The sequence below is a fragment of the Vibrio sp. YT-18 genome (assembly GCF_033337345.1).
GTDB classification, from domain to species: domain Bacteria; phylum Pseudomonadota; class Gammaproteobacteria; order Enterobacterales; family Vibrionaceae; genus Vibrio; species Vibrio alginolyticus.
Genome location: NZ_JAWOQO010000002.1, coordinates 339,321 through 353,186, shown reverse-complemented (window position 1 = coordinate 353,186; position 13,866 = coordinate 339,321). Strand labels below are relative to the sequence as shown.

12 protein-coding genes are annotated in these 13,866 nt (G+C 43.6%); 8 read left to right on the top strand and 4 right to left on the bottom strand.

Features of this window, described 5'->3' with window-relative positions; genetic code table 11:
- The first annotated feature begins 79 nt into the window (after window positions 1-79).
- From R7M72_RS03955 to R7M72_RS03925, 7 genes are all read left to right on the top strand, one after another.
- On the top strand, window positions 80-1,264 hold the full coding sequence (locus tag R7M72_RS03955; protein WP_042522825.1) for an acyl-homoserine-lactone synthase: 1,185 nt from the start codon (window positions 80-82) through the stop codon (window positions 1,262-1,264).
- A complete protein-coding gene (locus tag R7M72_RS03950; protein WP_054577047.1) occupies window positions 1,257-3,797 on the top strand; it encodes a hybrid sensor histidine kinase/response regulator in 2,541 nt (846 codons plus the stop codon). Before R7M72_RS03955 ends, R7M72_RS03950 begins: the two co-directional genes overlap by 8 nt.
- Before the next feature lie 111 nt (window positions 3,798-3,908).
- Window positions 3,909-4,151, top strand: coding sequence for a hypothetical protein (locus tag R7M72_RS03945; RefSeq protein ID WP_017634694.1), 243 nt, complete (start codon window positions 3,909-3,911; stop codon window positions 4,149-4,151).
- 198 nt (window positions 4,152-4,349) lie between these two features.
- Window positions 4,350-4,913 (top strand): septation protein A, encoded by a 564-nt coding sequence (locus R7M72_RS03940; protein ID WP_005386728.1) that lies wholly within the window; start codon window positions 4,350-4,352, stop codon window positions 4,911-4,913.
- A gap of 225 nt (window positions 4,914-5,138) precedes the next feature.
- Window positions 5,139-5,534, top strand: a complete 396-nt coding sequence (gene yciA / locus R7M72_RS03935) for an acyl-CoA thioester hydrolase YciA (RefSeq protein WP_005376768.1) — start codon at window positions 5,139-5,141, stop codon at window positions 5,532-5,534.
- Window positions 5,535-5,649: 115 nt separating this feature from the next.
- Window positions 5,650-5,946 carry a YciI family protein gene (locus tag R7M72_RS03930; protein ID WP_262591782.1) on the top strand — a complete coding sequence of 99 codons (297 nt, stop codon included), beginning with the start codon at window positions 5,650-5,652 and terminating at the stop codon, window positions 5,944-5,946.
- A gap of 3 nt (window positions 5,947-5,949) precedes the next feature.
- The gene (locus R7M72_RS03925) at window positions 5,950-6,342 is read left to right on the top strand and encodes a GspS/AspS pilotin family protein (protein WP_005376765.1); all 393 of its coding nucleotides are present in this window, start codon (window positions 5,950-5,952) and stop codon (window positions 6,340-6,342) included.
- Between the two features lie 133 nt (window positions 6,343-6,475).
- On the opposite strand, the gene metE is transcribed toward R7M72_RS03925, so the two are convergent.
- Window positions 6,476-8,758 carry a 5-methyltetrahydropteroyltriglutamate--homocysteine S-methyltransferase gene (metE, locus tag R7M72_RS03920; RefSeq protein WP_171344313.1) on the bottom strand — a complete coding sequence of 761 codons (2,283 nt, stop codon included), beginning with the start codon at window positions 8,756-8,758 and terminating at the stop codon, window positions 6,476-6,478.
- A 281-nt stretch (window positions 8,759-9,039) separates the two neighbouring features.
- Here metE and metR point away from each other — a divergent pair, with 281 nt between their 5' ends.
- A complete protein-coding gene (metR, locus tag R7M72_RS03915) occupies window positions 9,040-9,951 on the top strand; it encodes an HTH-type transcriptional regulator MetR (protein WP_005386724.1) in 912 nt (303 codons plus the stop codon).
- A 21-nt stretch (window positions 9,952-9,972) separates the two neighbouring features.
- On the opposite strand, the gene R7M72_RS03910 is transcribed toward metR, so the two are convergent.
- The 3 genes from R7M72_RS03910 to R7M72_RS03900 all read right to left on the bottom strand — a co-directional run bounded on the left by R7M72_RS03910 (window position 9,973) and on the right by R7M72_RS03900 (window position 13,579).
- The gene (locus R7M72_RS03910) at window positions 9,973-10,173 is read right to left on the bottom strand and encodes a DUF4250 domain-containing protein (RefSeq protein WP_005376762.1); all 201 of its coding nucleotides are present in this window, start codon (window positions 10,171-10,173) and stop codon (window positions 9,973-9,975) included.
- A gap of 152 nt (window positions 10,174-10,325) precedes the next feature.
- Window positions 10,326-11,036 (bottom strand): hypothetical protein, encoded by a 711-nt coding sequence (locus R7M72_RS03905; protein WP_054574763.1) that lies wholly within the window; start codon window positions 11,034-11,036, stop codon window positions 10,326-10,328.
- Between the two features lie 86 nt (window positions 11,037-11,122).
- On the bottom strand, window positions 11,123-13,579 hold the full coding sequence (locus tag R7M72_RS03900) for an EAL domain-containing protein (RefSeq protein ID WP_158159707.1): 2,457 nt from the start codon (window positions 13,577-13,579) through the stop codon (window positions 11,123-11,125).
- Between the last annotated feature and the right edge of the window lie 287 nt (window positions 13,580-13,866).

Genomic DNA, 13,866 nt, shown 5'->3' with positions numbered 1-13,866 from the left:
TAGAAACCGATGGCATAAATTTTTCAAAATGATATAAACCATTACAAAATATAACAAAACGTTAGAACTAGGTTATATCATGAGTCTTGAGCAATCTTTGGAATATCTCACCAAAACAAATTTGCCGATCGAATCAAAGCAGCAGGCACTGGTTGACTCAGTTATTCTTACCCTAACGAAACAAAAACGAGATGCTCTTTTTCAACAGGTTGCTCTGTATCGAATAAAACTGCTTAAATCTCTCTTTCCTAAACACGCATCAAAAAGTCTTTCTGCACTATTTGAGTTAATGGATTATCGAGATTTAGTGCAACAGTATCCGACAGGTTTCTCCAAAGAGATTCGTTTACTTGAACAACTTGCCGCAGATTGTTACCCGCATTGGATGGTTTTCTGGTGTCAATGCGAGATCGAAGCAATCAAGCAAAAATATCCTTCAAACGAAGCTGCGATTCCTACTCCGCTTCCGTTTGACGACCACAGCTATACTAGCGTGTTAATTGAAGATATCGCAGATTGCGATCTTGAGGTAATGCTGCCAAATCATGCAGCGTTAATGCCGATTTCCAAAGCGATCACACTGAGTAATCTTGAGCTTTTCGTCCAAACTGAACAATGGTTTGAAATCTTGCCTCTTTTATCACTCTCGCAAAAAGGGCAGCACTTTGCGCTCTTGCTCAAATCGTCATCTTCACCAATCATGGTCTCCTCCGCTTTAGTGCAAGGCTGGCATCAGCGAAATAACTGGCTCAGTTACTCACCACAGTTTAGTAACGAACAATGGCAGTTTTGCTTTCCTAATCATGGGTACAGTGTTCTCAATCAACTGGGTATTTTGGAGTGTCGTGCTCTAACTCATGAGCACACTCTTATTGGGTTTGATGCTCAGTTTCAATCTCATGTAAAGAACACTGAAGCGGTTTGCGAAGTGCTGCGCCTTACGGTGGGAGGCAACATCCAACAAAAGCTGTATTTTTTGTATCTGGCGCAAAAAACTATGATGAGCGAGCTCTATAAAGCAGGCTATAAGCTCGGCTTTACCATTATTGAGCAAGTATTTATGTTAAATTTCTATCAATCTATTGATTTAAGTGCCTACTTTCACTCAGGATACCGCGACATTAACGGTGACGGTACCAAGACATACCGCGGTTTCTGGAATTTAGGTATGATGGTTGAAGCATTTCAAGACATACAATTTCGCGACTACAAACATTGCGTACGAACAAAAAGAATGGATAAAAAGGTGAATGAGCATGCTTGATGTTCATTTGCACGGTCTCTTTTACCCAAAAGCAATGGCATTGTACGCGACTGTACTAATAGTATTCGCTTGGCTACTGTATTACTGCTATCGCCTAAAACAGAAGAGTGAATCAATCTTAGGCTCGCATCACGCGCCTTACATCGCTTATTCCAGCTGTATCATTGTTTGGATAAGCAGTAACGCCTATTTCCATACCGATTTATTGCCAGAATTAGGCTCTGTTGGTGGCATTTTTATGGCTAAGTTAGCGAACTTAGCGTCTTTTTTCGCCTTTGCGTTTGCATTCTATTTTTCTTGCCAGTTAACCGCAGATGTTAAAAAAACAGCGGTCAAAGTCTGGCAAAAAGTCGTCTTTGTCGCACTAGCAACGTATTCACTGTACATCAACTTAGTGCCGAATCTTACTGTCGAAAATGTCACCATTAGTGGTCCAAGCCAGTTCGTCATTGAATTTGGCCCACATACCTCATATTTTTTCATTAGTTTGCTAGCTTTCGTGGTACTAACGCTGCTTAACTTGATTGCCATGCGCGCTAACAGCAGCAAGCTCACGCTAGCAAAAAGCAACTATATGATCGCTGGCATTTTGGTATTCATGTTATCTACGGCAGTGATACACCTTGGAATGACGTATTTCCTTGGCGACTTCTCCCTAACTTGGTTACCACCAGCACTTTCAATCAGCGAAATGTTGTTTGTGGGCTATGCCCTACTTACCTCTCGCTTCTACAGCGCTAAATATCTCACGTACTTAACGGTAAGCGCGCTCTTAGTCTGCGCCATTTTTGTTCTGCCGCTAGGGGCGATATTTATTCCTATCTCTGAAGATAACCAATGGCTTGTTGCGGTACCTTTATGTGCGCTTATCGGTATCACTTGGCACTTGCTTTTTAAGCGAGTCAGTCGTTTCGCTTCGTATTTTATTTATGGGAAACGACACACTCCCGTTCAGCAAATCCTTGGGTTAGAGGAAGAGTTTAAACGCTCAATAGATGATGCTATGCGTCAGTTGGCATCGTTACTTAACATACCAAACAACAAGCTACAGCTAGTCACTAGCAATTACACAGAAACGTTTTACGAAGAGTACCTGCCGTCAAGCAAGTCAGTTCTCGTGCTAGATGAGTTGTCTGAAGAAATTGATTATGCCTCCTCTTCTAAAGGGTCGATGAGAAAGCTCTACGAGCGCATGCGCTCAAGCAATACTGCGCTCGTTATGCCTCTCTTCGGTCGTGGAAAGTCTGTTACTCACTTACTAATTTCTTCACATAAAATAGATAATAAGCTGTTTTCTAATGAAGAAATCTCAGCTCTGCAAACGTTATTAGTTCGCATCCAGAGCACCATTGAAGCCGATAGAAAGGTACGCCAAAGCCGTGCGCTGGCTAACTCCATTGCACATGAAATGCGTAACCCTCTCGCTCAAGTACAATTACAATTTGAAGCTTTAAAACAGCATATAGAGTCAAACGCCTCACTGGATACGCTAAAAAGAGAAATTGATAAAGGTGAAGCCGCTATACAACGCGGTAGACAACTTATCGATATTATTTTACGAGAAGTTAGCGACAGTTCACCAGAGCATGAGCCTTTAGCTCTCACTTCCATACATAAAGCCATCGACCAAGCAGTAAGCCGTTATGGTTTTGAAAACGATCAAATAATAGAGAGAATTAACCTGCCACAGGCACACGATTTTGTCGCGAAGTTAAATGAGACCCTGTTTAACTTTGTCATTTTCAATTTGATTCGTAACGCTATCTACTATTTTGATTCTTATCCCGACAGTCAAATTGAGATTCGTACCCAGACGGGGGCTTACGAAAACATTCTGATCTTCCGAGATAGTGGGCCAGGTATAGATAGCAGTATCTTACACAAGATATTTGATGACTTTTTCTCGTATCAAAAAAGCGGAGGCAGTGGCTTAGGTTTGGGCTATTGCCAACGTGTTATGCGCTCCTTCGGAGGACGAATAGAGTGCCAGTCTGAATTGAACGAGTTCACAGAATTCTACTTGTATTTCCCAGTCGTACCAAACGCACCAAAACCAGAGACATTAAGAGCACCGGACTTTGATAGCTGGAAAGCAACTGCATCACATTCTGAAAATCATTCAGCTCAACACGTACAAGTATGTAAAGATGCACCAACAGTGCTCATTGTAGATGACAAAGAGGTGCAACGCACCTTGGTACAGATGTATTTAAAAAGATTGGGAGTCAACAGCTTACAAGCAAATAATGGAGCCTCTGCGGTAGAACTATTCCACTCTCACAAGATTGATCTCGTTCTTATGGATGTCCAAATGCCGGTAATGAATGGATTTGACGCCAGCCAGCGGATTAAGCAAATCACATCCTCCGTTCCAATCATTGCCTTATCTGGTGAGTCTGGAGCTAGAGAGTTGGAGCTAATTTCGACACTCATGGATGACAGGCTCGAAAAGCCCACCACGTTAAATGCACTTCAAGTCGTCATCCAAAGATGGTTACAGAACGAGAATTTTGCACCTTCCAGCACTTTTTAATTTGCAAATATAGAATTGGCACTAGATGTGCATTATTGGAGTAAATCGAATTATCCAGAAGGTCAAGCAGGCTGCAAATGAGTAGCGTATGAGCTTGATAAGGAGATCGCCATGTTACTTCATCGACATACATACTACGGCTTGATTCATCATGGAATCAAAACACTGTTACTTGATCGCTTAGGCCACTATACAGAAGAAGAGTATCATCAATATCTGACCCTGATGACTGGTAAATCCACTTGCTTCACGATGTCCCTCGAAGAGCTAGAAGCAACGGTCGATAACTTACTGCGGGAAGGCTATTTAGAAGATGTAAAAACGCTTATTTCCCAATATCAACGTGTGGCTTAAGGTTTAAAACTCTCAACTCTATTGCCGCTTCACGCGGCAATTTTTATTCCTTCCATTTGCTGTTTCGACGTGGAAGAAGCTTGCGGGCTGTACGATATACTAAGCGTTACTATTCTTACCTTAACTTCCTCAGTATTCACATCTTGTCAGATTCCGTTAGACTGTCTTCAATTCAATAATTAGGTAGATTTTGCCATCATGAAGCAGATCCTAGACTTTATACCACTCATCGTTTTCTTCGCTTTATACAAGCTGTACGACATCTACGTGGCGACAGGTGCACTGATCGTAGCAACAGCCATTCAACTTGTCGTCACCTATGCGCTGTATAAGAAAGTCGAAAAGATACAGCTAATAACATTTGTTATCGTCACTATCTTCGGCGGCATGACCCTTTTCTTCCACGACGACAATTTTATAAAGTGGAAAGTCACCATCATTTACGCGATTCTGGCGATTGGCTTAGCAGTGAGCCACGCATTGGGAAAATCAGCCATCAAAGGTATGCTAGGCAAGGAAATTACGTTACCTGACGCTGTTTGGGCAAAGATTAACTGGGCTTGGGTTGGCTTCTTCTCATTCTTCGCTGGCCTAAACATTTATATTGCTTACGAATTGCCGTTGGATGTTTGGGTTAACTTCAAAGTATTTGGAATGTTGATCGCGACATTTGCCTACATGATTGCGACTGGCTTTTACATTTATAAACACATGCCAAAAGAACAAAAAAATAACTCATCCGATGTGTCCACTGATGATTAAAAACTCAGTTTTGCTATAATCCGCGACTTCACAGCGACCTTAGGGTCGCTGTTTTGCTCCATGTATCAGTAAACCGCTCAAACAACGTACCGTTTTCAGACCATTCTTGCTGCTGTAAACCAACTTTCTCTGGTCCGGTATCTGCGGTTTTTTAAGGGCCTTTGGTTCTAGGTATTTACTATGTTGGCGCTTAGTTTGAGCGCCTTTAAGATTTAGGATGTCACAATGAGTCAAGAAATTAGCTCTCCGAAAGGTCAAATGCTGCTTCGTACCCTTGCAATGCCTGCAGATACAAACGCCAATGGCGATATTTTTGGCGGTTGGATAATGTCTCAGCTCGACTTAGCGGGCGCGATTCTGGCAAAAGAGATCTCTTGTGGTCGCGTTGTCACCGTTTCGGTATCAAGCATTACGTTCAAAAAACCTGTTGGTGTGGGCGATGTCGTATGCTGCTACGGCGAATGCACTAAGATCGGCCGCACATCCATGAGTGTCGATTTGGAAGTATGGGTCAAACCCGTCAAAGCTCACGGTGTTGGCGAACGCTTCATGGTTTGTGATGCGACCTTCAACTACGTAGCCATTGACAGTGAAGGTAAACCACGTCCGGTTCAGAATTAGTCAACCTACAACGCTAACAGTTAGAAAGGATCTCACATTTTCTGTTGTTCACTTGTGAGAGACACAAAAAAGGCGTTAAATTAACACTTTACCCTACCAATTAAGGAACTATGCTATGTGGTATGTCATCTTTTCACAGGACGTTGAGAACTCGTTGGAAAAACGCATGAGCGTTCGCCCACAACACTTGGAGCGCTTACAAAAGCTACAAGACGAAGGTCGCCTTCTTACAGCTGGTCCGATGCCTGCGATAGATTCTGACAATCCTGGTGAAGCTGGATTTACGGGCTCAACTGTCATCGCTGAATTCGCCTCTCTAGAGGATGCTAAAGCGTGGGCAGAAGCCGATCCTTACGTAGCGGCTGGTGTTTACGATCATGTAATCGTGAAACCGTTCAAAAAAGTGTTTTAATTTATGAAAAAATTACTGTGTCTTTTCTTGGTATTTGGTGCTCTGGCTGGCTGCTCATCAACCGATGATAAGCAGCGCCAACTTGAGCTTATGGCATCAAACCGAGCAGGAGTCTTGTCTGCGGGCCTCCCTTTAGAGTACGGTCCACTGCAAATAATGCGTGTCTCATCCAACAAAAATGTTGTAGAGATGATGATGATTTATAACGATGGCGCACTCGGTGCAAAGCCGTTAAATCAAGTACTGAATACCAGTATCTATACCTACTGCAGCAACCCAGAAGTTCGCAAGCAAATTGATATGGGCTTGATGTATCGTATTAAGGTACGTAATTCTCGCGGTCAGTTGATGGCAGATGAGTTGGTTTCCGCACAGACTTGTACTCAGGTGAAGTAGCTACAGTAATTTTTGTTGCTTTCGGCATGAGACGATGATTCGCTATTATTGGATAATCTGAAAACGAAAGTTAACAATTAAGAATAGAAAAACGGAGACCACAGTCTCCGTTTTTATTTGCTGTAACGATGTGTTACGCCAGCTCAGCACGGAGCTTCTTCGCCGCTGAAACCAGATTTGCCAATGCGGCTTCTGTCTCCTTCCAGTTTCGTGTTTTCAGACCACAATCTGGGTTTACCCACAAACGTTGAGCCGGAATTTTTTCTGCCGCTTTCTTGATTAAACCTTCAATCCATTCTTCCGTAGGAATGTTTGGTGAGTGAATGTCATAAACACCAGGGCCAATTTCGTTCGGGTAATTGAACTCTTCAAATGCTTTCAGCAGCTCCATATTTGAGCGAGATGTTTCAATGGTAATGACGTCCGCATCGAGTGCCGCAACCGAATCAATGATTTCATTGAACTCGCTGTAACACATATGAGTGTGAATCTGAGTTTCTGGTTTTGCACTTGCCGCAGAGACCTTAAACGCATTTACGGCCCATTCTAAGTACGCTTTGTGATCGCGTTTTTTGAGTGGTAAACCTTCTCGAATGGCTGGCTCGTCAATTTGAATGATATTGATGCCTGCATCTTGCAGGTCAGACACCTCATCACGTAGTGCCAAAGCAAGTTGCTGCGCAATTTCTTGACGTGTGATGTCTTCACGTGGGAACGTCCAACATAAAATCGTTACTGGTCCAGTCAACATGCCTTTCATCTGTTTGCTGGTTAGCGATTGTGCGTACGTCGACCATTCAACTGTGATCGGTTTTTCACGTTCAATGTCAGCAACTACAATGGCAGGTTTCACACAGCGAGAACCATAACTCTGTACCCAACCAAATTTGGTCGTTTGAAAACCCGCCAAGTTCTCAGCGAAGTATTCCACCATGTCGTTACGCTCTGCTTCACCATGAACTAGCACATCTAGGTCGAGCGCCTCTTGACGTTTTACTGCGTCAGCAATATGTCCTTTAAGTGCTTGGATATATTCAGACTCAGATAATTGACCTGTACGATAAGCACTGCGCTGAACACGAATTTCACCCGTTTGAGGGAAAGAACCGATTGTCGTGGTTGGCAACAGAGGCAAGCCCAATACTTCAGCTTGATGCGCAGCACGCTCCGCGTAAGGTGCGCTGCGCTCGGCAAGTGACGCAGTAATACTGTTTAAACGTGCTTGAACTTGTGGCTTATTCACATGCGTTGCCGTTTTACGTGCTTTGATTGGCTGGCTGTAGGTATCACAAGCGAGAATCGCATCTTGATCACCATCGAGTGCGCGGCCAAGCAAGGCGACTTCTGTTACTTTTTGTTTTGCGAACGCAAACCAGCTTTTCACTTCCTCACTGAGTTCTGTTTCCTGTTCCAGATCAACCGGGCTATGTAGCAAAGAGCATGAGCTCGCAACCCAAAGGTTGTCGCCCAGTTTTTCTTTTACTGGCTGTAGACGTTCAAGTTGCGCACTCAAATCCGAGCGCCACACGTTACGACCGTTGACCACGCCAGCAGACAGCACCCACCCCTCCGGTAGTTTGGCAACCACGTCGTCAAGCTGCTGAGGCGCGGCAGATAAATCGATATGTAAACCATCCACTGGTAGCTTTACAATTTTGTCTAGCGTATCGCTTATAGAGTCAAAGTACGTCGTTAGCAGCACTTTTACATCGCTTCGAATCACTTGGTACGCTAGCTTGAACGCATCAGCCCATTTGCTTTCTAGCTCCAGTGACAAAATTGGCTCATCAATCTGAACCCACTCAACACCTTGACTTGCGAGCTTTGCCAAAATAGCTTGGTAAGCCGTAAGCAATCGTGGCAGTAGCGTCAGGCGATCGAACCCTTCTTCTACCTCTTTACCTAAGTAAAGATAACTGACTGGACCAAGCAAAACTGGCTTCACTTTATGCCCAGCTTGGGTTGCTTCGTTGACTTCTTCAAACAGTTGAGGCCAACTCACTTCAAATGTATCGTCCTTGCTAAATTCAGGTACGATGTAGTGGTAGTTTGTGTTGAACCATTTAGTCATATCCGATGCTGCAGCGCCCGCACAGCAGCAACCCGCTTGAGATTGACCGCGACCCACTTTGAATAGCGTATCCAAATCAGGGAAACCGTCTGCGTGACGTTTTGGCACGTGACCCAGTAACAACGTGGTCGTCAGTACATGATCGTACCAAGCAAAATCGCCAGCGGTGGTAAAACTCAAGCCAGCATCTGTTTGCGTTTGCCAGTTTTTAGCGCGCAGATCTGCTCCAACCTTTTTAAGCTCTGCTTGATCAATTTCTCCGCGCCAGTATTTTTCCTGAACGAATTTTAATTCTCGTTTTTCACCGATGCGTGGATAACCTAGTACGTGCGTTGTTGTAGCCATGTCCCTATTCCTTTCTCAATTTTGTTCAATTTGTTTGGATCAGAGCATCTTTCGGTAAAGAATAAGATGTCTGGATGGCTAAACTATCGCTCTCATCTGCGGTTTGAACAACGTCCATTTATTCAACTTGTTTATTAAAAAAATTCATCATGAGGCGACATGATTCGCAAATAAACACAACAAATAGACGTCTAGACGTTTACATATCCATTTTTTGTCGTTAAGTTATTTACACGATTGCTATTCTGTTCATAGCGAGCAACAAAGGATGAAAGGAATTCATGATAGAGCTAAAACATTTGCGGACACTCACTTCGCTTCGAGACACTGGCTCTCTAACGGCAACAGCGACCGCTTTACATCTCACTCAGTCGGCACTGTCTCATCAGATCAAAGATTTGGAGGCGCGAATTGGAGGGCAACTGTTCCTGAGAAAGACTCGTCCGGTGAAGTTCACTTCAGAGGGAGAAATCCTATTGCGTCTTGCAGAAGATATCCTTCCGAAACTCGCAAGAGCAGAAAATGATTTAGCGAGCTTGAAAGAAGACGTCAATGGCCGATTACATATGGCCATTGAATGTCACTCTTGCTTCCAATGGCTAATGCCTGCACTTAGGGAGTACCAACTTGCTTGGCCTAGCGTAACATTGGACTTTTCCTCTGGTTTTGGCTTTGAACCACTCCCAGCTCTATTGGCAGGCGAACTCGATCTCGTTATTACTTCCGATATCCAACCTCGATCCGAAGTCCACTACGAGCCTCTATTCGACTTTGAAATGCGTTTAATTACCGCAACCAACCACCCATTGGCGGAAAAAGAAATTATTGAGCCGCAAGATCTCGCAGATCAAACCATGCTCTCTTATCCGGTTCAAAAACAAAGGCTAGACGTCGTAAAACACTTTCTTCAGCCAGCAGGAATAGAACCTGCGAAATGGAAGCAAGCCGACAACACTCTCATGTTAGTTCAGATGGTCTCTGCTGGATTAGGGGTGGCGGCACTACCCAATTGGGCGATTTCTGAATTTTCTCGCCAAGGTCTTATTACCAGTAAACCTTTCGGCCAAGGCTTATGGCGTCGCTTGTTTGCTGCAACGCGTCACTCAGAGAAAGAAAAGCGTTACTTACAAGCTTTTTTCGCAACCGCGAGGCTACAATGTAAAAGCCACCTTGACGGAATCAAGGTGGCTTAAAAGATTTGGATTATGAAAGGCTTAGCGTTGATATGCTTTAAATTGGTTAGTCAATGGATCGTACTGATAACCGAGCATATCAAGCTTGCCGACTACAGACTCTACATCCATCTCATACACTGATACTAACTCGTCAAAACTGTCGCACTCTAAACGTAGCTTTTCGTTGACGATACCTAGCAAAATAGTGCTGTCCAGATTACCTACATTGCTTAAATCCATCGCGACTCTCCTCTTCGACAAGGTATATAAACAAGCGTAGTAGTAATCACGCGAATTTAAAGTGAGTGCGATCTAAAACGTGATCACCTTATACCCAAGCACCAAGAAAGCACTTGGATATAAGCCGTCTAGCTTTGTCTTTAGAATAGAGGTTAAGCCGCGAGAGAGAATAAACCTTGCAGGCTCGTCATCGACGCGAGTGCTAGCAACAAGGCAACGCTCAGTTGCACCTTTTCTGGTTTCTTATGCGTAAAAATATGCCAACACCACACAATAATTGAAGAAATTAACATAGCTAAAGACAGCAAGATTGGCTGTGTTGCAGCGTTCAGTGCAGCTTCATTTAACTGGTAAGAAGCAAACAACGTTGCGATGACTAATAGCATTCCAGACACAATGCCCGTAACTGGTAAAATACGGTGAAATGCCTGTAATCTGCTGCGAGCTATCGTAAGCAGCAATTGAGAAAATGACGCCCCAAGGAAAAATATCATTAGCGCTATCGCTATCGATGCTGGCCAGCTTGATTGCTCAAATACTTGAATACTCACATACGCAAAGGCCAAACCATTCGCTAAATGCATCGCCCATAGTGGCCCTTTTTCACGCGTTTTCTTGGTTTGAACCTGAGAATAGAAGTAGAAAATAGCAAACACGATCATAAATGCTTCAATGCGAAGTGACGCAACAGCGAGCCACAATACAGCTACTGCAGGCAACATTTTATGAAGACGTCCTCGCTGACCAGGACAAATATCGCCCTTGATTAGAAGCAAAGTCAGTAGCGCTTGTGCGCCAAATAGCATCGGAGGGAAAGTAACCAGCAATTGTTGAATCATGTTGAATGCACGCTCAAAAGTCATTTTGGGGGGCGATAATATCAAATCAACTATCGCCAAACCACCGAAAGTCGGCCCCCAAATGAGCTAAAACGGTAAGACAATTTTATTCACAGAGAAGCAAGATACTTCAACGCGTCTTCCTGCGTTAAAACTCCACGGTACTCTTCTTTGGTATTACACAGTACCCAAGGGAAACGAATCCCGGTTTTAACCAACTCTCGAATAACAGAGACAGGTAAATCCTCATCAACCAACACAAATTCGGTGCTCATTATCTGATTAACAGGACGTTTCCAAATTCGGCTTTCTCGTTCAGTTTCTCGCTCTGTTCCCATCGAAGGCGTTAGGTGTAAATTCACCGTCTCTTTCGTAATTAACCCAACACAACGATTTTCATTGAGAACAACTAAAGGCGAGCTTGGATTCAAATTCATGTACTCCACTGCCAAGGAGAGCGGTTCTCCAGGGTCCATAGACCTGACTTGTTCATGGCTCAAAGATTGCAACACATCACTTTGCTTAGACTCAATCGCGATGTCAGAGAACAGATGCTCATAACTGTCCGCTTTATCCATCAAATCGACAGGCACGGCAGCAGAAAATAGAAAGCCCTGCATGTAATCGACACCGATTTCTGCCAATACTTGAAGTTCTTGCTTAGATTCCACGCCTTCAGCAACCACTTTTACATTCATTTGCTGTGCAAGCTCGGTGACCATTTTCACAATGTTATAGCTAGTGCTCCCTTTATGAATGTTCTTGACGAATTTTCGGTCTATTTTCAGTAAATCAAACTGCCCTTTTTCTAGATAAGAAAAAGAAGAATACCCAGTACCGAAGTCATCAATCGCGATCTCAATGCCCTCTTTCCGCACTTCCTCTAGAGCTCGAGTATGCTCCTCATCTTGTTCAAAATACGCGGTTTCTGTTAGCTCGATAGTTACTCGCTTAGGGTCTACACCACTGGCTTTAATCAAATCATGCGACCGCTGAAGGATCTGAAGAGAATCCAATTTCGTATTGAGGGAGCGATTGATGGTCACGCCCACTTCCTCGCCATAAATTTCTTGTAAGCGCGGAAAGTGCTTCAACGCAGCTTGGCAGACCACATCATCAAGTGCCGCTATGAGTTCTAGATCTTCAATAATAGCGATCATCTTTTGCGTACAATACGCATCATTTTCATCATAGAAGCGTGCGAGAGCCTCGAACTTAACCACTCTTCCGGTTTGAACGTCGATAATCGGTTGAAAGTAAACGTCCACTAGCCCACTCTCTATTTGCGCCTCCAAAAACGCCTCGAGATGTTGGCGCTTCACTAATTCAGAGTGAAGTTCACTGTCGTAAAAGTTGAAATAGCTGCCTTCACCGGAAATAGAGGACAACATCGCTTGCGCTGCATGTGCTAGCGCTTGTCTTGGTCGGTTCGTATCATAGCCAAGGATTGACACACCAGTTTGGCCTTTAACGATAGTGGCATGCATTTTTGTGCCCATTTCATTTCTTAGCTCATTAAAGAACCCTTTCATGGCAATTTGGATCAAACGAACCGGGCTCAACCATTGACAATGAGGGGTCTGCAAGCATACGACAAACACGTCCCGAGATAACTGCCCCGCAATACTGGTGTAACGACTTCGCATAATAAAATCTGCAAAACCTAATTGCTGTTCAAGCAAGTATCTCTCCGAAAACTTGGGTCTGAGTGTCATAACAATGTTGAGTTCTTTATTTCTGCTTTCATTCGCTAAGGTAGCTAATTGGAGTTCAAATTCTTTCCTCGTCGGTAAAAAGGCAGCCCAATCATGCTGTTGTTCACAACGATTTTTCATCCACAACAACGAAGCAGAAATATCCGTAGAAAATCCCAGATAAAGAATTCGTCCAGAGTGAAACGTAAGTCGGTAAATACAAAGATGATGAGCTTGGTTGCTACCGTTTGCTGTTTTGCTCAGCAAGTTACCACACCAACATCCTTCATCATTAATTTGCTGCCACAGCTGATCATAAAACGCTTGGCTATGGTGAGAGGTACTGAAAATATGAGTTTTAAGCCCAACCAGATCTCGGTTTTGATAGCCCATTTGTAACTCAAAGGCACGGTTACAACCTAAGATGCGCGTATCTTCATCGGCAACTAAAACGCCTACATTCGGCAAATCAAAAATCGTTTCGAGGATTTTCGCTAACTCCTCGCAACCAGTGATTGTTAATTGTGGAATGATAGTGCCTTGGATAATGCGCTTATTGAGCCTTTCAAAACTAATAGTAACGTGCACTAAGTTAACGTTTTTTAGCATCATGCAACAAGAAAACCGCCCCCGTCCGCCAAAGAGTTCCACTTCTAGAATTCGTTGTTTTAGCGTTTCTTGTTGCCCCATCAGCATATGATCAAACAAGTTATTTAGGCTGGTTACTGGCGTACTTATCCCAAATGCCTTTGCCATTCCTTGCTGATCACATTCGAACTCGCGAGTATCAATATCGTAAGACCACTCTATAACAGGAGTTAGACTGGAAGTCGTTTGCATTTTTGGATGCACTGTTGTCGTAGATTCACTCATACCCTAGCCCCTTTTTTTGTAATTAGCCCAAGGCTCAAAATTCACAGTCAATTCGCGACATTCCAGTTGGGACCTGCCGATCCTCTTTATAGATGGATTGTGTCAACGATAAGCCTATCGACTTAGAACTATTTCCAGAGCAGCTCAGCCTTTTGCATTTAATATGCACTAATTTGATTATAGGCTTTACCCCATATAAGCACACCATTGCTTATGCTCTGTATTAAGATTGCGACATTTTTCATGAACCGATCTATAACCATGAGGCTTTCAAGGTGAAATTAGAC